Source organism: Actinomadura sp. B10D3 (assembly GCF_039871695.1).
In the GTDB taxonomy this organism is placed as follows: Bacteria; Actinomycetota; Actinomycetes; order Streptosporangiales; family Streptosporangiaceae; genus Spirillospora; species Spirillospora madurae.
Genome location: NZ_JBDPLY010000032.1, coordinates 1 through 16338, shown reverse-complemented (window position 1 = coordinate 16338; position 16338 = coordinate 1). Strand labels below are relative to the sequence as shown.

The following is a 16338-nucleotide window of genomic DNA, read 5'->3' as shown; positions in this document are numbered from 1 at the left end:
TGCGTTCGGAGCGGGTTTGGACGTGTGACAATCTTTGACTCTTGTCTCATCCGCGTTACTCTGGGGTCGAGTGATCGCTGGTCTGGAGGTGCGATGCCCGCCTCGTCCTCACCCCCGTCGGTCGCCACCGCCGCGGCTCCCCGCACCGTCCCCCACGCCCCGCTCGTTCCCGGAACGCTGCTGTGGCGGCACGCCGCCGACATGCGCTCCCTGCTCCCGGGCGCCGCCGCCGGGCTCATGCAGCTCATGCATCCCGGCATCGGCGCCGGGGTCGGCGAGCACTCCGCGTTCTTCGACGCCCCCTTCGAGCGGATCCACCGGTCCGTCCCGCAGATCTGGGCGACGATCCTCACCCCGGACGGCGCCGCCCGCGCCCGCGCCATCCGCGACCTGCACCGCGCCATCGGCGGCGTCGACGAGCACGCCCGCCGGTACCACGCCCTCGAACCCGAGACGTTCTGGTGGGCGCACGCCACCTTCACCTGGGAGATCTTCAAGGCGGCCGAGATCTTCCACCCCGGCACCCTCACCGCCGAGGATCACGAGCAGATGTACGCCGAGACGGTCACCTGGTACTCCCGCTACGGCGTCAGCATGCGTCCCGTCCCCGCCGACTACGCCGCGTTCCAGTCCAAGTTCTGGCACATCTGCGCCAGGACGCTCGAACTCACCCCGGCCGCCGCCCGCGCGCTGGAGATCGCCAAGCACGGCTCGGACACCGTCACGCTGCTGCCCGTCGGCGGCCCCCGCCTCGACCGCGCGGGCCGCCTCGTCATCGAGCGGCCGCTGCGCCTGATCACCTTCGGCTGCCTGCCGCCGCTCGTCCGGGAGCGGTTCGACATCCCCTGGTCGCCGCTCGACCAGGCCCGGTTCGCCGCCCTCGCCCTGGCCAACCGGCAGGGCTACCGAATGATGCCCACCGGCCTCAACCACTGGGCCCTGCGCAGCATGCTCCGCTACATCGGCGCCCAGACCCGCCAGAGCCGCTACCAGCCCGCCGCCTAGCCCGCGGGGGCCGACGCGGGGACGGCCAGCCGGGGGTGGAGTTCCGCGCAGGCCGCGAGGATCCGGGAGACGTCGTCGTCGCTCAGCGCGGCATGGGCGGAGAGGCGCACCAGGGTGCGTCCCACCGATGCCGACGGCGGGAACAGCGCCGCGCTGAAGATGTCGCGGCGGACCAGCGCGTCCCGCAGCATGGTCGCGTCGGCCTCCGAGCCGGTCTCCAGGGCGATGATCTGCGAGTCGGACTTGACGAGGCGGTAGCCGAGGCTCGTCAGGCCGTCCCGCAGCCGGGCCGTGACGGCGCGCAGGCGGTCCCGGCGCCAGCCCTCCTTGCGGACGACCTTCAGCGCCGCCGCGAGGCCCGCCACGTCGTGCGGCAGCAGGGTCGAGCTGAACACCGCGGGCAGCGCGGTGTGCGCGAAGTAGTCGGCGAAGCCGGGACGGTCGCAGGTGATCAGCCCCGCCCGGCCCGGCAGGGCCTTCGCCAGGCTCGCGGTGCGGAAGTCGACCCGCCCCGTCAGCCCCATCGCGGCGACCAGCCCCGCGCCGCGCTCCCCGTGCGTGCCGAGCGAATGCGACTCGTCCACCACCAGCAGGCAGTCGTACTCCTCGGCCACCTCCACGAGGCCGGCCAGCGGGCACACCGAGCCGTCGGTGCTGTAGACGGCGTCCACGGCGATCACCCCCGAACCGCCCACCTCGATCCGCCGCCGCAGGTGGTCCAGGTCGTTGTGGCGGAAGTAGGCCAGTTCGGCGCCCGCCGCCCGCGCCCCCTCCCACAGCGACATGTGCGCGAGGACGTCCAGGTAGACCGGGACGTCCGGCCCGGCGACCACCTGGAGGAGCCCGGTGTTGGCGGCCCACCCCGACGGGCACAGCACCCCGGCCCGCGCGCCCATGTGCCGCGCGACGTGCTCGCCGAGGACGACCTGCGGGTGGTCCTCGGGCAGGCAGGGGCCGGGGGCCTGCGCGGCGCCCTCCGACGCGCGCAGGCAGGCGATCATGGCCTCGGTGATCGCCGGATGCTCGGCCAGGCCCAGGTAGTCGCTACAGGTCAGCATGATCGCCCGGTCGCCGGGGGCCTTCGCGGTGGCCGGCCGCCGTCCGCCCCGCGTGCCCCGGAACACCCTGATGCGTTCGCCCAGCCGCTGGTGAGCGCTGGTCATGGTCGTCACTCTCCCCCGTCGAACCTTGGTCACGTCCTGTAGCGGCCCCTAATCATAGTGTGAAAAGAATCTCGGGAGTGGACCAAGGGGCCGTGGCGCGGAGAAAAGTTCGAGTGGAACGAATCATTCCGTTCTGATAGAATCGGTGGCATGAACCAGACCTCCGGCCGGGCCGTCCTCGACACCGCCCACGACATGCTGCGCACCGCCGTCCGCGGCCTCTCCGACCAGGACCTCGGCCGTCCGACCCCGTGCAGCCGGTGGGACGTCGCCCAGGTCGTCCAGCACGCCGCCGGCGACCAGCTCGCCTTCGCCGCCGCCATCACCGGCGAGCCCGGCCCCGGCTACGACCCGTTCCAGCCGTCCGGCACGCTCGACGGCTCAGCGATGGACCTGCTGGAGCCGTCCCTGACCGCCTGCGCCGCCGCCTGGGCGACCATCGGCCGCGACGCCGCCGTGGTCCCCGTCCCCGTGCCGCCCGGTTCCCTCGCGCCCGAGACCGGCGCCGGGGCCGCCGCGCTCGACGCCGCCGTCCACGCCTGGGACATCGCCGTCGCCACCGGCCGCCCGTCCCCGCTCACCCCCGAGATCTCACGGACGCTGCTCGGCGTCGCCCGGAAGATCGTGGAGCCGCTGCGCCAGTACGGCGCCTACGCCGCGGCCCTCCCCCACACCGGGCAGGACGACGTCGCCGCCCTCCTGCGCCACCTCGGCCGCGAGCCCGGCTGGACGGCCTGATCCGCACGTGACCTGCGCGCTTTGTGGATCACAGGTCACCCAACGTTCGCGTCCAGGGGTGCCAGAGGTCGCATACTCTTCAATCGAGTAGCCGACCACTGAGGTGTGGAGACGATCGCCGCCCCCGCAGAAACCGCGGCGTCCGCCAAGGTCACCGGAATTGGCGTCGACGCCCCCGCCCTCCCCTCCGTCCCGCGGACCCGCGGGGCCCGCTGGGCCGTCCTCGGAGTCCTGGCGGCCACCCTTGCCGCGGCCGCGCTCGTGGCGGCCGGCCCGCTACGGCCGGCCGCCGCGGCGATCGGCCACATGCGGTGGGTCTTCCTCGCGCCGCTGGTACTGCTGTCCCTGCTGCACTACGTCTTCTCGGCGATCGCGCTGCGCGGGGCGGCGGGCCGGCCGCTCCCGCTGGTCGCGACGACGATGACGCAGTTCACCGCGTCCGCCGCCAACCGGATCACCCCGGGCGGCCTCGGCGCCGTCGCCGTGAACACCCGCTACCTCGTCTGCCGCGGGCTGCCGCTCCCGCGGGCCGCCGTGGCGGTGGCCGTCCTGCAGGTGGCCGGCCTCCCCGCGGACCTGCTGCTGATGGGCGCCGTCCTCGGGCTCGGCACCGTGCTCCTGCCCGGCGCCGCCAACGACCGGATGCTGGACGCGCTCGGCCACCACGCCGCCCAGGCCGCCGACCTCGTCCCGCCCCTCCCGCTGCTCGTCGCGGGCGGCGTGCTGCTGCCCGCCGCGGTGCTGTGGGGCCGCCGCGCGCTCCGCTCCGGCCCGGCCCGCCGGGCCGCCGCCGGGTTCGCCGACCTGTGCCGCCGCCCGCGCGACCTCGCGGTCGTCCTCGGCGCGTCCGCCGGGACGACGCTCGCCCTCGGCCTCGCCTTCACCCTCAGCGTCCTCGCCATCCCCGGCACGGCGGCGGGGCCGGCCGACGCCCTCGCCCTCGTCGCCGCCTACCTGGTGGGCGCCGCGGCGGGCTCGGCCATCCCGACGCCCGGCGGTGTCGGCTCCACCGAGGCCGCGCTCGTCGCCGCGCTCGCCGCCCTGGACATCGGCACCGGCCCCGCCCTGCACGCCGTCCTGCTGTTCCGCGCGATCACCTTCTGGGCGCCGGTCCCCCTGGGGATCCTCGCGTGCCGGACGCTCCGGCGCTGACCTTTACGTTGTAGATCATTAAAGGCCGAAGACCCTCCGGGCGTTGCCGGCGAGGAACGCCTCCTTCGCGGTCTCGCCGAGGCCGAGGTCGTCCAGCCTCGCGAGGGCCCGCTCGGCGGTCATCATCGGGTAGTTCGTCCCGAACATGACCTTGTGGTGGCGGTCCTGCGTCATGTACCGGACGAGCTCCGGCGGGTACCTCCGCACCGTGTACGCGGACGTGTCGATGTAGACGTTCGGATGCTTGCGGCACACCGCGACCATCTCCTCCGTCCACGGGTAGCCGATGTGGCCGCCGACGATGACCAGCTCGGGGAAGTCGAGCGCCACCTGGTCGATGTACGGGATCGGCCGTCCCGTCTCGCTCGGACGCAGCGGGCCCGTGTGGCCGACCTGCGTGCAGAAGGGGACGCCCAGCTCCACGCACTCGGCGAACAGCGGGTAGTAGCGGCGGTCCGTCGGCGGTAGCTCCCACAGCCACGGAACCACGCGCAGGCCCTTGAACCCCAGCTCGCGCACGCACCGCCGGAGCTCCCGCACCGCCTCCATGGGCTTGCGCAGGTCGGCGGAGGCGATCCCGACGAGCCGGTCCGGGGCCTGCTCGACGAACGACGCCACCTCGTCGTTGCTCACCAGGTCGCCCTCCGGGCCGTACCAGGCGCTGATCAGGCCGACGTCCACTCCCCCGGCGTCCATCGCCGCGACCGTCGCCGCGACCGGGATCTCCTCCTCGGGCGGACGCTGCCCCGTCCACCGCCACAGCGAATCCAGCATCTCGTGCTGCAGGAACCGGACCGTCCCGTGCTGCATCCACGCGTCAACCAGCATGTTCGCCTCCCACCGACCGCCACGCGGCCTCGCTCAGCCATCCGGCCTGCCCGGCGTCCGGCTCCGGGGCCTGCCCGTTCAACCACATCCGGCACAGCTCCTGCGCGGGACCGAGCCAGAGGACGAACGCGGTCACCGCGTCCACGTCGGCCAGCGCGCCGTGGCGCGCATGGACCCGCCACCAGCCGCGGACCTCGCGGAAGAACATCCTGTTGCGCGCGGCCAGCGCCTCGCTCCCCGCCGGACGCTCGGTGAACATGAACCGCGCCCGGCCGGGGTTCTCCCTGCACCACCGGACGTGGAAGGCGACGACGCCGGTCACCGCCTCGCGCGCCCCGTCATGCGCCTTCAGCTCGGCGAGGAAGGCGTCCTGGTACATCGAGACGCACTCCACGAACAGCGCCTCCGCCACCTGCTCCTTGCCGGCGAAGTGGTGGTAGAAGCTCCCGACGCTGACCCCGCTCGCCGTCCGGAGCCCGCTCAGCGTCGTGCCGGCGACCCCGTCCCGCCCGAACAGCTCCAGCGCCGCCCGCAGCACCCGGGCCCGCCCCGCCTCCGTCATAGAACATTATTCTAGCACTCCAGAACAATGTTCTGTCAACCCGGGTCGCGGCCGCTGCTAGCCTGAGGACCATGTCCAGCCCCGAGTCGGATAGACGCTGACTCCCGGCGGCCCCCTTCCTGCGGGCCGCCCGAGGCGGGCTGTCCTCGCCCTCTGACGCGAGGGATCTCCTTCCGCCACCGCCGTCCGTGACGACACCGGACGGCCATCCCGGCACAGCCCCCACCGGTCAGCCGTCCTGTTCGCCGTCTCGGGAGTCTCCCTTGCCTTTCGCCGTCTATGTCCTCGGGCTGGCCGTGTTCGCCCAGGGCACCTCGGAGTTCATGCTGTCCGGGCTCGTCCCCGGCATCGCCGCCGACCTGCACGTCTCCATCCCCGCCGCCGGCCTGCTCACCTCGGCCTTCGCCATCGGCATGGTGATCGGCGCGCCGTCGATGACGCTGCTCGCCCGGCGGTGGCCACGCCGCCGGGCGCTGCTGGCGTTCCTGTGCGTCTTCGTCGCCGTGCACGTGATCGGCGCGCTCACCACCAGCTACGCTCTGCTGCTGGCCACCCGCGTCGTCGCGGCGCTGGCCAACGCCGGGTTCTGGGCCGTCGCGCTCACCACCGCGACCGCGCTCGCACCCCCCGCCGCCCGCGCCCGCGCCACCTCGGTCGTGGTCGGCGGCGTCACCGTCGCCTGCGTCGCGGGCGTGCCCGCCGGCGCGCTGCTCGGCGAGGCGTGGAGCTGGCGCGCGGCCTTCTGGGCGGTCGCGCTGGTCTCTCTTCCCGCCATCGCCGCCATCGCCAAGGCGATCCCGGAGGAGCGCCCGTCGGCGGGCGGCGCCCGTCAGGAACTGCGCGCGCTGGCCGACGGCCGGCTCTTGCTCACCCTCACGGTGAACGCGCTGTTCCAGGGCGCGACGTTCTGCACCTTCACCTACCTGGCGCCACTCGCCACGAACGTCACCGGCCTGGGCTCCGCATGGGTGCCGGCGCTGCTGGCACTGTTCGGGGTCGGGTCCTTCGTCGGCGTCACCCTCGGCGGGCGCATCGCCGACCGGCGCCCGGCGGCCCTCATCGCGGGCGGTATGGCGTCATTGACCGCCGGATGGGCCGCGCTCGCGCTGGCGGCGGCGCATCCCGCGCCGGCGGTCGCGCTCGTCTTCGTCCAGGGGATGCTGGCGTTCGGCACGGGCCCCGCGCTGATCGCGCGCGTCCTCGACCAGGGGGCCGGCGCGCCGACGCTGGCGGGCGGGTTCGCGACGGCCGCGTTCAACGTCGGCGGCACGATCGGCCCGTGGCTCGGCGGCACCGCGATCGGCGCCGGCCTCGGCTACCGCTCCCCCGTCTGGGTGAGCGCGCTGCTGATGGCCGGCGCGATCGCGCTGCTCGCCGGTCAGGCCAGCTTCTTCAGGGCCAGGCGGGCGGAGCCGGTCATGGCGGGCAGGTAGCCGGACCGGTGGCCGAGCGCGGTCGGGTGGTAGGACGACCCGATCGGGATCGTCACCGCGTTCAGCCAGTCGTCCCCGGAGCACAGCTCGTGCCCGGCGAACTCGTCCCGGACGTCCGACCAGACGAACCCGGCGCGGCCCGCGGCCGAGGCGATGACGCCGTCGAGGGTGTCGGCGGCGCCGTTCAGGGCGGTGCGCTTGGCGTTGCTCAGCCCCACGCACACGTCGACGATCTTGTAGAGGCGCGGGTAGCCGAGCACCACCACGCGCGCGGACGGGGCCTTGGACCGGATCTGCGAGTACAGGGAGTCGAGCCGGCCGGGAAGGGTGTTGCGCATGTAGCTCTCGGCCTGCGCGACCCTGCTCTGGCAGCTTGACGTCGACTCCAGGACGCACGTCTGCATGACGTTGGCGAAGCCCGCGTCATTGCCCCCGGCGGTGAGGCTCACCAGCGTCGTCGAAGACGACAGCGCCCCGAGCTGCCCGCTCGCGACGCTCGCGGTCGTCGCCCCCGAGCACGCCACGAACTTGAACGAGTCGGTGGCGTGCGCCGCCGCCCACAGCTTCGGGTAGGCGTTGGCGCTGCGGTTGCACGACCCGCTGCCGGGGTCGTAGTTCCCGGCCCCCGTGCCGGACGAGTAGGAGTCCCCCAGTGCGACGTAGTTGGTGGCGGCCGCCGAGGCGGACCCGGCCCACAGCAGAGAGGCGGCGGCGATGGTCACCGCACCGAAAGCGGACAGACAGGGGCGGGATGGACGCATCTGCACTCCGGAGCGACGGGCGGAATTCGGTTGCCCCACTCATACCCGTACCGCCATTCCCCCAAGCCACCGACTGATCAACACTATTTGTCACTATTCGCCATTGAAATCCGAAATATACGAGAATCTCAGCCCGTCAACCCACAAGAGGCAACAACCATTCCACGACAGATCCCGGTGGCCCCGGTGACCACACCCGTCCCTGTAACCTCCACCTGCCACCCGGGTTCCCGCAGGTACAGGCCGACCTCCCGAAGGCAGAGAATCTCAGCAATCACGACCGCCGCCCACGATTCCAAGCACGAACACCACCCCTGGCGCCGCACTCACAAGAAGAACTCCGCAGCAGTCAACGCAGCCAGAAACCCACCCCACCCACGCCCGCAGACAGAGATAACAATCTCCAACCCACGATCAAATTTCGTAAAACTCCCACCCCACCCGAAAATGATGTAACCCTCGCCCCCGGGTGGGCGCGGCCGGGCGAGCCATCACTGTTCTCGCACGTCGGTAAACGCTCAGGGCTCGTCGGCCGTCCAGCAACGTGACGAAGGTCGGGCGCGCCATGGCTCCCAGCGCTTCCGCAGTTTGCGGTACGAAGGAAGGTCGAGCCACAGGTGCATCCCTCTTCAGCGTCCAACCGCTGGGGCCTGGCATGACGGCGAGCAGGCCCTTGACGTCCCGAGACCCTGAGAGCCTTGGGCGCTACCGCCTGACGGGGCGCCTGGGAGAAGGCGGTCAGGGCGTCGTCTACCTCGCCGAGGATGCGGACGGCCGCCAGGTCGCCTTGAAGGTCCTTCATGACCGCGGCGGTTCACGCGACGCCTTCCGTCGGAACCGCCACGGCGCTCGCGGCGATCCGCGAAGCGGGTGTGGTCCACGTCAGGGCCTCTTGCGGCGGAGTTTGTTCCAGGCGGTGCGGGCGTAGGCGTTCAGGCGGGTGCTGAGGCGGCGGGCCGTGGGGAACTCGGTGCCGAGGAGGCCCAGGCCGGCGAGGATCGCGACGATGCCGGGGCCCGGCAGGACGAGCATGACGCAGCCGGCGACGATCAGGGCCACGCCCGCGATCGCGACGCCGACCTTCCGGAGGAGCCGGAGCGGCGAGCGGCTCTCCGGAGCCGATGCGCTCTCGGCCGTCGGTTCCATCGCGGTCGTGGTCACAAAGCCTCCCGGTTCGTCTGCGTTTCCTTGTGGGACGAGCCGGGCCCGCCGCTGGATCCCGATCACGGGGAGTGTGACGAGGACCACGTCCCGCGCGGTGCCGGCCGCAGGCGTTCGTCCGGCCGCGGGGACGGCGAGGGCTAGCATTCGATCATGAGAATCCCGGTCGGCGTGCCGCGCCGGCTGCGCGGGCGCCTCGGCCGGATCGTCGCGCGGGTCTGGAGGCGGCTGGGCGGGCGGGTGCAGTGGCGGCTCGCGCGGCTGCGGCACGACACGTTCCTGCTGTACGCGGGCGGGATCGTCCAGGACGACGAGGGCCGGATCCTGCTGCTGCGGCACCGGCTGTGGCCCGAGTACCGGGCGTGGGGCCTGCCGGGCGGGTACGTCAACGCGGGCGAGCGGCCTGAGGACGGGGTCAGGCGCGAGGTGCGCGAGGAGACGTCCCTTGAAGTCGAGGTCGTTCCGCGGCCGCTGGGGCTGGCCGGCGGCTTCCGGCACCGCGTCGAGGCGTACTACGAGGCGCGGATCGTGGGCGGGCGGCTCGACCTGGACGCGGCGGAGATCCTCGAAGCGCGCTGGTACCCGCTCGACGCGCTGCCGGACGCGATGTCCCCGCGCCTGCGCGCCGTGATCGGCGCGCTTGACCTCAAGGGAGGTTGAGGTTACAGGCTGGGCACCATGAGCCTTACCGATCTTGAACGCGAGTACCTCGCCGGGCAGCGGCTCGGCCGGCTGGCCACGGTGGGCCCGAAGGGCGACCCGCAGAACAATCCCGTCGGGTTCAGCTACAACGCCGAGCTTGGCACCATCGATATCCGCGGATACAGGCTCGCCGAGAGCCGCAAGTACCGCAACCTTCGCCACAACGACCGGGTGGCGTTCGTCGTCGACGACCTGGCCTCGATCACGCCGTGGCGCGTGCGCGGCGTCGAGATCCGCGGACGTGCCGAGACCGCCGTAGTGGACGCGGGCCAGGATGCGCATGTGACCGCCGACGTCATCCGCATCCACCCGCGCACCGTCTTCACCTGGGGCATCGACCCGGACGCCGATGGAATGATCAAACGCGTCGTCGGCTGACCACGCCGGTAAGGAATTCGGCAAAGGAACCACACCGCTGCGGCATACATCTGTTCAGCGTGCGCCGTCACCTTTGGCCACGGCCGGTCGGCGCCCGATTTTCCCGCGGCACCGGCGGCCTTCCCGCCTAGGGTGTGAGCTGTTTCCGCAGCCAAGGGGGTTCTATGCCGGTCGGCAACGTTGGGGACGTCAGCTTCACCCGGTTGATCTCCGCGGACTTGCGCCAGACCATCACCGCGGTACCGCAGTCGCTGGACAATCAGTGGTTCGATCGCGATCTTCTCGGCGAGGCGCTCAGGGCGGGCCGGGTCGGCCGGGATGTGCTGGAGAAGCAGGCGCGAAGATCACGGCGGGAGTACCTGCGGGCCCTGCTGAACGCCGAGAAGGTGCTCATCAACCGCGCCTTTCTCTACAACAACCCGCAGGTCTACCAGGACTACGCGAAGAAGGGCCCGGACCAGAAGGCGTTCCGGGAGATGCTGGCGAGCGGCGTGATCATTCCGATGCTGCTGTCGGAGGACGGGCCGCTGCCCACGGCCGGCCCGCATTTCCAGGTCACCGAGGGCATCGAGGCGTGGCGGCGGATGGCGGAGAGCACCGCCATGTCGTGCCTGAGGCTGTCCTGGGACGACACCGAGAACGCTCTGCTCGCCGAGGAGATGAACCGGACGTTCGGCGAGTTCCTCACGGGTTTCCTCCATTTCAAGGTGCCGGCGCTGCAGCGCGATTTCGGCCTGGACGAGGAAGAGGCCAAGAGCGCCCTCGGACGTCTCAAGGAGGTCGCGCGATGGGCGTTCGACGAGCTGGACGCCGGGCGGCCCGTGGTGCGGCAGAGGCTCTACGAGAGATTCGTCGTCGGAGACGGCGGGAACGTCGCGGAGCGGCAGTACGACGCCGGCCTGCCGCACATGCCCATCGTGAAACAGCTGGTCGACCTGAAATACGCCACGAACCTCGCCGACGCGGTCGACGTCTTCGCCTTGACGCCGAGCAATTCGCCGCGCCGCACCGCCTTACAGGAGGGGCTGGCGCAGGTCCGCCGGCGGCGAGACGGCGCGGCGACCGAGTCGACGGACGCCGACGAGCTGATCAGGCTTCTGCGGAACCTGAGCTTCGAGGACGTGCAGGGCCTTCTCGAAGCGGTGCCGACCCTCGACCGCCTTTCCCTGGCCGACACGTGGCGGGTCCGCAACGAACCGGAATGGCACGCGTACAAGACGGCGCTCGCCAGGGTCATCAACGCGCCCTCCATCCAGGCCCTGGCCGATCCGGGCACCGGTGTCGTCGAGATCAGCCGGGCCTATCTCGCGATGCTCCGGAAGGCGGAGGAGGTCCGCAACGACCGTTCCGGCGGGCGGTTCGGCGGGCTGACGGAAATCGCCATCGACATCGGGGCCGTGACCGTCAACGTCCTGTACATGCCGGGCGACGCCGTCGCCTACGAGGTGGCCGGGGAGGTCGCCAGCCTCGCGGGGACCCGCGTGGCCCGGGTTACGCTGCGCCTCGGCCTGGGCAGGTTCCTGGCGAGCAGAACGCGTCACCGGATCGAGACCACGGCACAGTTGCTGGACATGCGGATGGAAGACCCGTACCGGGAGGCCAGGAAACTGATCGGCTTCCTGTCCAGGCAGGCGGTCGAGCGAGGTTCTGTGGACGACGGCGCCGACCTGTCGAATGAGGGTGAATGACCACGCCTTTCGAGGAGTACGACCTGCTGCGCCGGAGCCGGCCGGATCTGTTCGCCAATCCGCCCGGCGCCGGGAGCGTGATTCTGGACGAGTTCCCACCCGAAGGCGGCCCGTACGGGATCTGCTACCGGGACCAGTACCTCACCCTGCTACGGGACCCCGTCGCATTCCCGGACGGCCGGACCGGCGGTTACCTCCGGGCCTTGCATTCCGGTGGCCACGCCGGGGCGGCCGTCCTCCCCGTCCATGACGGCCGGATCGTCCTGCTGCGGCATTTCCGGCACGCCACGCGCCAATGGCATTGGGAGATCCCGCGGGGATTTCCCGAGCCGGGCGAGCCCGCGGAGAAGACCGCGCGCAGGGAGGTGGAGGAGGAGATCGGCGTCCCGGCCGAATCGGTCGAGTTCCTCGGGGACGTCTACGCCGACACCGGCGTCGCGGGAAGCAAGGTCGGTCTGTTCTGGGCCGCCGTCGGCCGGCCGGACTTCTCGATCCGCGAGGAGGGCATCGACCACATCGAACTGGTCTCGTCGCAACGGCTCGATCTCATGCTCGGGCAAGGCGAGATAACCGACTCGTTCACGATGGCCGCGATCCTGCACGCCAAGCAACGCGCTTTGCCTCCGTTCTCCGGGCAGGACGGTCCTGCGTGACCGAATGGCTTCGGCGCCGCCCAGATGTGCGTCAGTTCTCCGGGGCGGTGATCTGCTGCGGTGTGCCGATGTCGTGGAAGACGAACGCCGCCTTAAAGTCGACGGACAGGCCCATCTTGTTCTTCCCGGTGATGAACTCGCTGTTGACCGTCAGCCGGCGCGGGCGGTCGTGGCCGTCCACCCAGAGTTCGGCGGTGAACATCGCGTCGCCCGGATACACCTGGAGTGCGCGGCGGCGGGCCTCGGGCGACTTGGCCAGGCACTGCGCCACCTCGCAGGCGATGGAGTAGACGCTCATCCGCTCCCCCGCGCGGGTTTCGTCTCCGGGCTGATCAGCAGGCTCCGCTGCCCGCGGAACATCTCCGCGATCAGCGTGGTCCGCATCAGGCTGGCGGCGCCCGCCGGGTCGTAGCCGCGCCGCCCGGTCACCTGCGGCGCACGCGGCGGCGTCAGCCACCGGTCCGACTGGAGCGTGTTGCGCACGTACGGTCGGGCTCGGGCTCGGGCGGACTCGGCGGCGGGTCCGGTTCGGTGCGCCAGGGCTCCACCTCGTCCCTGAGGATCGCCTCATGAAGATCGCGGAGCCGTTCGCCCGGTTCCAGGCCCGTCTCCTCGATCAGCAGCGTCCAGCCGTCGCGGAAGGCCTGGAGCGCTTCCGAACGCCTGCCGCAGCGGTAGAGGGCGAGCATCAACCCTGCCCGCAGTTCCTCGCGAAGGGTGCTCGTCAACGAGCGAGGCCAGCTCCGCCACGATCGCCCCATGCCGCCCGAGGTCCAGCTCGACGGCGAGGCACTGCTCTATCGCCGCGCGGCCTCACGCGGGACGAACGCCCCGTCCGCCCCGTCCAGTGCGGGACCACGCCAGACGCCGAGCGCCTCCCGGAAGGCATCGGCCGCCTCCGCCAGACGACCCACCCCGACGTGCGCCCTGGCCCGGTCGACAAGGTCGGCGAAAACGGCGAGATCAACCTGCGCCGCCCCGGTGCGCAGCAGGTATCCGGGCGGACGCGTCTCCAGCAGCTCCGCCGCCTCACCCAGCGCCCGCCGGACCCGGTGCACCAGCGTGTGCACCTGGGTACGGGCGGAGGACGGCGCGCTCACCTACAACTCGTCCACGAGCCGGTCCACGGACACCACACGGCCGGCGCTCAGCAGCAGCGCCGCCAGAAGGGCCCGCTGCCTCCCGCCGCCCAGAGCCACCGTCCGGTCACCGACGTTCGCCTCGACCGACCCGAGCACCGAGAAGGCGACGTCGGGCATGGACCCCTCATCTCAGGACGGCGGCGGACCTGCTGAATGCATGCCATCAGCAGGCCGCATTGTCCAGCGAACACCCGCATCCGGCCACCCGGCGCGCGGAGGCACGACGGAGCGGGGCCCCGCCGTCCTCCCGCTCGTCCACCTGTTCACACCGCAGGCGAATCCGGCTCGTCCCATTTCAGCTCCACCACCCATGCATTTCTTTCACAGTTGTTGACAGGTGAGTCGAGAAGCCATCAGAATCCGGCGAAGCCGAGCGCCGCCCCTCTTCCCCGGGCGCACCCCGCGGAGCTCGTGCATCTCTTTCAGCCGACGCCGGAAACGGTCCGCCGCACAGACGCTCCGTCCGGCATGACCATCGGGAGAGCGATGAACGAGAACGCGGAGGAAACCCGTCCCTGGCTGCGGGTGAAGAAGGAGGACTGCCCGGTCGGCGCACCGCAGCAGGCGTGGATCGAGGCATCGATGACGTGGTTCGCGAGCGAGTTCGGCCGGGAGCCGCTGCTCGGCGGCATCGTCCTTCCAGGGCCGAGCCTGGCGTCCGGGTACACGGGGACGCCGCGGCAGATCAACCGCCTGATCGCCGGCGTGTGCACGGTCATGTCGCTGGAGCCGTCCGACCTGACCGTGGAGTTCTTCGACCTGCGGGACGAGGAGGACAAGGACGGCAAGCGCGCGGTCGGGCACTACTACGTCCGCGACGGCCGGCCGGTCATCGGGCTGGACGTCGGCGAGGCGTCCGACGCCGAGTACCTGACGGCGATCACCGCCCACGAACTGTGCCACGTCCGGCTCCTCGGGGAAGGGCGCATCACGACCGGGCGCAAGGACCACGAACGGCTGACCGATCTCCTCACCGTCTATTTCGGTTTCGGGATCTTCAGCACGAACGCCGCACTGAGATTCGCGGACGGCACACCGGGTTTCTCCGTCCGGCCCCTCGGTTATCTCGACGAACGCGCGCTGAACGCCGCCCGCAACGACGGCTATTCACGGGTCGGATATCTCACCGAACCTGAGTTCGGGTATGCGATGGCCTGCTACGCCTGGCTACGCCAGGAAACAGAGCCCTCGTGGGCCCGCCACCTCGACCCGGGCCCGCGCACGCACCTGGAGCAAGGGCTGGCGTATCTGTCGCGCTGCGCGCCCAAGGGCCAGTTCCCGACGACCAAGGCCGGAGCCATCCGGGTAGCGGTGCGCGTGGGACCGAACACCGCGGCCGCCGGCCTGTCATTCCCGGTGTTCACGCGCGGCGGCGCCCGTTCAGAACGCTAGCACCACTCTGGGCGTTGTTCGCGCTGTTGTCGCTTCCGCGTCGGCATGCGCACCTGCCCCCGTTAACCACCACCGGGCCATCCTCCTGTGTCGATCACAGGGAGGGTGTATGTCGGAACAGTTTCCTCGCCGCCGGTTCCTCGCCACCGGCGGAGCGGCCTCGGCGCTGGCCGCCGGCCACGTCCTGCTGGGCCCCGCGCTGCCGGGGCAGGACGGGGCGGTCGCCGCGGTCCGTTCGTACGGCGGCGTCCCGTTGCCGCGTGGCCTGTTCACGCTCGGGGTGGCGTCCGGTGACCCGTCGCCCGACGGCTTCGTGCTGTGGACGCGGCTGGCGCCCCGTCCCGTCGACGGCGGAGGCATGCCCGACCGTCCCGTCCCGGTGGCGTGGCAGGTCGCCGAAGACGAACGCTTCCACCGGATCCGCGCAAGCGGCACCGAGACGGCGCGCCCCGCCCAGGGACACGCGCTGCACGTGGAGGTCGGCGGCCTGCATCCCGACCGCGAGTACTTCTACCGGTTCCGGGTCGACGGGGAGCTGTCACCCACCGGCCGCAGCCGCACGGCACCATCGCCTGGGGCCGTCAAACGTCGGCTGAAGTTCGCCCTCGCGTCCTGCCAGAACTGGCAGGACGGCTATTTCACCGCCTACCACCACCTGGCGCAGGAAGACCTGGCGTTCGTTGCCTTCCTCGGCGACTACATCTACGAATCCGTCCCGCGAACCACGACCGTCCGCACCCATGAGGGCACCGACGAGCCCTACACGCTCGCCGACTACCGCAACCGGCACGCGCAGTACAAAACCGACCCCGACCTCCAGGCCGCGCACGCCGCCTTCCCCTGGCTCACGACGTGGGACGACCACGAGCTCGACAACAACTGGGCCGACGAGATCCCCCAGGACCCGGACCAGCAGCCGCACACCGCATTCCTGGCCCGCCGTGCCGCCGCGTTCCAGGCGTACTACGAGCACATGCCCCTCCGCCGGTCCACCTGTCCGCGCGGCATCGACATGCGGCTGCACCGCAGGCTCGCCTTCGGCCGCCTCGCCACCGTCCACGTCCTCGACACTCGCCAGTACCGCAGCGACCAGCCCGCCACGCTCGCCGAGGCCGAGGACCCCACCCGCACCATGACCGGCGCCGCCCAGGAGAAGTGGCTGGTGGACGGCATGTCCCGCTCCGGCACCCGCTGGAACCTGCTGGCCAACCAGGTGATGTGGGCGTCCAATGACCGCATGGCCGGCCCCGAGCAGGTCTACGACTTCGACAACTGGGACGGCTATCGCGCGCAACGCCGGCGCCTGCTGGACTTCTTCGGCTCCGGCCGGACGGCGAACCCGGTCGTCCTCACCGGCGACCGGCACGCCACCTGGGTCTGCGACCTGAAACCCGACTTCGCCGACCCCGCGTCCCGCGTCGTAGGCGCGGAGATCACCAAAAAATCGATCAGCTACGGCAGCTGTAGATCGTGGCTGTGGGGATGATGCTGCTGGTCGGCGGGGCGCCCGGGATGATCACGATCGGGTGGAGTGCCGGACATGCGAGACGGCCGCCGTGATCGTTGCTTTGTGTGACAAA

The 16338-nt window shown here is 71.3% G+C and carries 18 protein-coding genes and 1 pseudogene; 10 read left to right on the top strand and 9 right to left on the bottom strand.

All coding sequences use genetic code 11. The features are described from left to right. Positions 1-93: 93 nt before the first annotated feature. Positions 94-1005: an oxygenase MpaB family protein gene (locus ABGB11_RS34655; RefSeq protein ID WP_347639706.1), complete on the top strand. Its 912-nt coding sequence runs from the start codon at positions 94-96 to the stop codon at positions 1003-1005. Here the strand turns inward: ABGB11_RS34655 and cqsA are convergent. After that, a complete protein-coding gene (gene cqsA, locus ABGB11_RS34650; protein WP_347639705.1) occupies positions 1002-2168 on the bottom strand; it encodes an alpha-hydroxyketone-type quorum-sensing autoinducer synthase in 1167 nt (388 codons plus the stop codon). The genes ABGB11_RS34655 and cqsA overlap by 4 nt on opposite strands. A 150-nt stretch (positions 2169-2318) precedes the next feature. Between cqsA and ABGB11_RS34645 the strand changes: the two genes are divergently transcribed. Together ABGB11_RS34645 and ABGB11_RS34640 are read left to right on the top strand one after the other, a co-directional pair. Next, a complete protein-coding gene (locus ABGB11_RS34645; protein ID WP_347639704.1) occupies positions 2319-2906 on the top strand; it encodes a TIGR03086 family metal-binding protein in 588 nt (195 codons plus the stop codon). Between the two features lie 105 nt (positions 2907-3011). Beyond that, a complete protein-coding gene (locus tag ABGB11_RS34640; protein WP_347639703.1) occupies positions 3012-4058 on the top strand; it encodes a lysylphosphatidylglycerol synthase domain-containing protein in 1047 nt (348 codons plus the stop codon). An 18-nt stretch (positions 4059-4076) separates the two neighbouring features. Here ABGB11_RS34640 and ABGB11_RS34635 read toward each other — a convergent pair whose 3' ends face one another. Beyond that, on the bottom strand, positions 4077-4886 hold the full coding sequence (locus tag ABGB11_RS34635; RefSeq protein WP_347639702.1) for an amidohydrolase family protein: 810 nt from the start codon (positions 4884-4886) through the stop codon (positions 4077-4079). Further along, positions 4876-5448 (bottom strand): TetR/AcrR family transcriptional regulator, encoded by a 573-nt coding sequence (locus tag ABGB11_RS34630; protein ID WP_347639701.1) that lies wholly within the window; start codon positions 5446-5448, stop codon positions 4876-4878. The genes ABGB11_RS34635 and ABGB11_RS34630 overlap by 11 nt, the downstream gene beginning before the upstream one ends. A 263-nt stretch (positions 5449-5711) precedes the next feature. On the opposite strand from ABGB11_RS34630, the gene ABGB11_RS34625 reads away from it, so the two are divergent. Continuing rightward, on the top strand, positions 5712-6881 hold the full coding sequence (locus ABGB11_RS34625) for a Cmx/CmrA family chloramphenicol efflux MFS transporter (RefSeq protein WP_347639700.1): 1170 nt from the start codon (positions 5712-5714) through the stop codon (positions 6879-6881). On the opposite strand, the gene ABGB11_RS34620 is transcribed toward ABGB11_RS34625, so the two are convergent. Continuing rightward, the gene (locus tag ABGB11_RS34620) at positions 6827-7603 is read right to left on the bottom strand and encodes an SGNH/GDSL hydrolase family protein (RefSeq protein WP_347639699.1); all 777 of its coding nucleotides are present in this window, start codon (positions 7601-7603) and stop codon (positions 6827-6829) included. The two genes, ABGB11_RS34625 and ABGB11_RS34620, sit on opposite strands and share 55 nt — an antisense overlap. A 921-nt stretch (positions 7604-8524) precedes the next feature. Then, entirely contained in the window at positions 8525-8803 is a 279-nt protein-coding gene (locus ABGB11_RS34615) for a PGPGW domain-containing protein (protein WP_347639698.1), read from the bottom strand. A 153-nt stretch (positions 8804-8956) separates the two neighbouring features. Here ABGB11_RS34615 and ABGB11_RS34610 point away from each other — a divergent pair, with 153 nt between their 5' ends. The 4 genes from ABGB11_RS34610 (at position 8957) to ABGB11_RS34595 (ending at position 12224) form a co-directional block, all read left to right on the top strand. Continuing rightward, entirely contained in the window at positions 8957-9463 is a 507-nt protein-coding gene (locus ABGB11_RS34610; protein WP_347639697.1) for an NUDIX domain-containing protein, read from the top strand. Between the two features lie 18 nt (positions 9464-9481). Further along, on the top strand, positions 9482-9883 hold the full coding sequence (locus tag ABGB11_RS34605) for a PPOX class F420-dependent oxidoreductase (RefSeq protein ID WP_347639696.1): 402 nt from the start codon (positions 9482-9484) through the stop codon (positions 9881-9883). Positions 9884-10047: 164 nt separating this feature from the next. Continuing rightward, positions 10048-11571 (top strand): hypothetical protein, encoded by a 1524-nt coding sequence (locus ABGB11_RS34600; protein WP_347639695.1) that lies wholly within the window; start codon positions 10048-10050, stop codon positions 11569-11571. After that, a complete protein-coding gene (locus ABGB11_RS34595) occupies positions 11568-12224 on the top strand; it encodes an NUDIX hydrolase (RefSeq protein ID WP_347639694.1) in 657 nt (218 codons plus the stop codon). Before ABGB11_RS34600 ends, ABGB11_RS34595 begins: the two co-directional genes overlap by 4 nt. Positions 12225-12255: 31 nt before the next feature. Here ABGB11_RS34595 and ABGB11_RS34590 read toward each other — a convergent pair whose 3' ends face one another. The 4 genes and pseudogenes from ABGB11_RS34590 to ABGB11_RS34575 form a co-directional block, all read right to left on the bottom strand. Further along, positions 12256-12522, bottom strand: a complete 267-nt coding sequence (locus tag ABGB11_RS34590; RefSeq protein ID WP_347639693.1) for a hypothetical protein — start codon at positions 12520-12522, stop codon at positions 12256-12258. Then, complete coding sequence (locus ABGB11_RS34585) at positions 12519-12707, bottom strand: hypothetical protein (RefSeq protein WP_347639692.1); 189 nt, start codon at positions 12705-12707, stop codon at positions 12519-12521. The genes ABGB11_RS34590 and ABGB11_RS34585 overlap by 4 nt, the downstream gene beginning before the upstream one ends. Then, a pseudogene (locus ABGB11_RS34580) lies at positions 12674-13282 on the bottom strand (AfsR/SARP family transcriptional regulator). Before ABGB11_RS34580 ends, ABGB11_RS34585 begins: the two are co-directional and overlap by 34 nt. A gap of 42 nt (positions 13283-13324) precedes the next feature. Then, positions 13325-13483, bottom strand: a complete 159-nt coding sequence (locus tag ABGB11_RS34575; RefSeq protein WP_347639691.1) for a hypothetical protein — start codon at positions 13481-13483, stop codon at positions 13325-13327. A gap of 369 nt (positions 13484-13852) precedes the next feature. Here ABGB11_RS34575 and ABGB11_RS34570 point away from each other — a divergent pair, with 369 nt between their 5' ends. Together ABGB11_RS34570 and ABGB11_RS34565 are read left to right on the top strand one after the other, a co-directional pair. Further along, complete coding sequence (locus ABGB11_RS34570; protein WP_347639690.1) at positions 13853-14758, top strand: hypothetical protein; 906 nt, start codon at positions 13853-13855, stop codon at positions 14756-14758. A gap of 109 nt (positions 14759-14867) precedes the next feature. Further along, on the top strand, positions 14868-16244 hold the full coding sequence (locus ABGB11_RS34565) for an alkaline phosphatase D family protein (RefSeq protein ID WP_347639689.1): 1377 nt from the start codon (positions 14868-14870) through the stop codon (positions 16242-16244). Positions 16245-16338 lie beyond the last annotated feature (94 nt).

What these genes read in the sequence shown, in the direction of transcription:
- ABGB11_RS34595 (WP_347639694.1), top strand. Translation starts at nt 11,568, where the DNA reads ATGACCACGCCTTTCGAGGAGTACGACCTGCTGCGCCGGAGCCGGCCG.
- ABGB11_RS34600 (WP_347639695.1), top strand. Translation starts at nt 10,048, where the DNA reads ATGCCGGTCGGCAACGTTGGGGACGTCAGCTTCACCCGGTTGATCTCC.
- ABGB11_RS34635 (WP_347639702.1), bottom strand. Translation starts at nt 4,886, where the DNA reads ATGCTGGTTGACGCGTGGATGCAGCACGGGACGGTCCGGTTCCTGCAG.
- ABGB11_RS34630 (WP_347639701.1), bottom strand. Translation starts at nt 5,448, where the DNA reads ATGACGGAGGCGGGGCGGGCCCGGGTGCTGCGGGCGGCGCTGGAGCTG.
- ABGB11_RS34610 (WP_347639697.1), top strand. Translation starts at nt 8,957, where the DNA reads ATGAGAATCCCGGTCGGCGTGCCGCGCCGGCTGCGCGGGCGCCTCGGC.
- ABGB11_RS34565 (WP_347639689.1), top strand. Translation starts at nt 14,868, where the DNA reads ATGTCGGAACAGTTTCCTCGCCGCCGGTTCCTCGCCACCGGCGGAGCG.
- ABGB11_RS34590 (WP_347639693.1), bottom strand. Translation starts at nt 12,522, where the DNA reads ATGAGCGTCTACTCCATCGCCTGCGAGGTGGCGCAGTGCCTGGCCAAG.
- ABGB11_RS34605 (WP_347639696.1), top strand. Translation starts at nt 9,482, where the DNA reads ATGAGCCTTACCGATCTTGAACGCGAGTACCTCGCCGGGCAGCGGCTC.
- ABGB11_RS34575 (WP_347639691.1), bottom strand. Translation starts at nt 13,483, where the DNA reads ATGCCCGACGTCGCCTTCTCGGTGCTCGGGTCGGTCGAGGCGAACGTC.
- ABGB11_RS34645 (WP_347639704.1), top strand. Translation starts at nt 2,319, where the DNA reads ATGAACCAGACCTCCGGCCGGGCCGTCCTCGACACCGCCCACGACATG.
- cqsA (WP_347639705.1), bottom strand. Translation starts at nt 2,168, where the DNA reads ATGACCAGCGCTCACCAGCGGCTGGGCGAACGCATCAGGGTGTTCCGG.
- ABGB11_RS34570 (WP_347639690.1), top strand. Translation starts at nt 13,853, where the DNA reads ATGAACGAGAACGCGGAGGAAACCCGTCCCTGGCTGCGGGTGAAGAAG.
- ABGB11_RS34655 (WP_347639706.1), top strand. Translation starts at nt 94, where the DNA reads ATGCCCGCCTCGTCCTCACCCCCGTCGGTCGCCACCGCCGCGGCTCCC.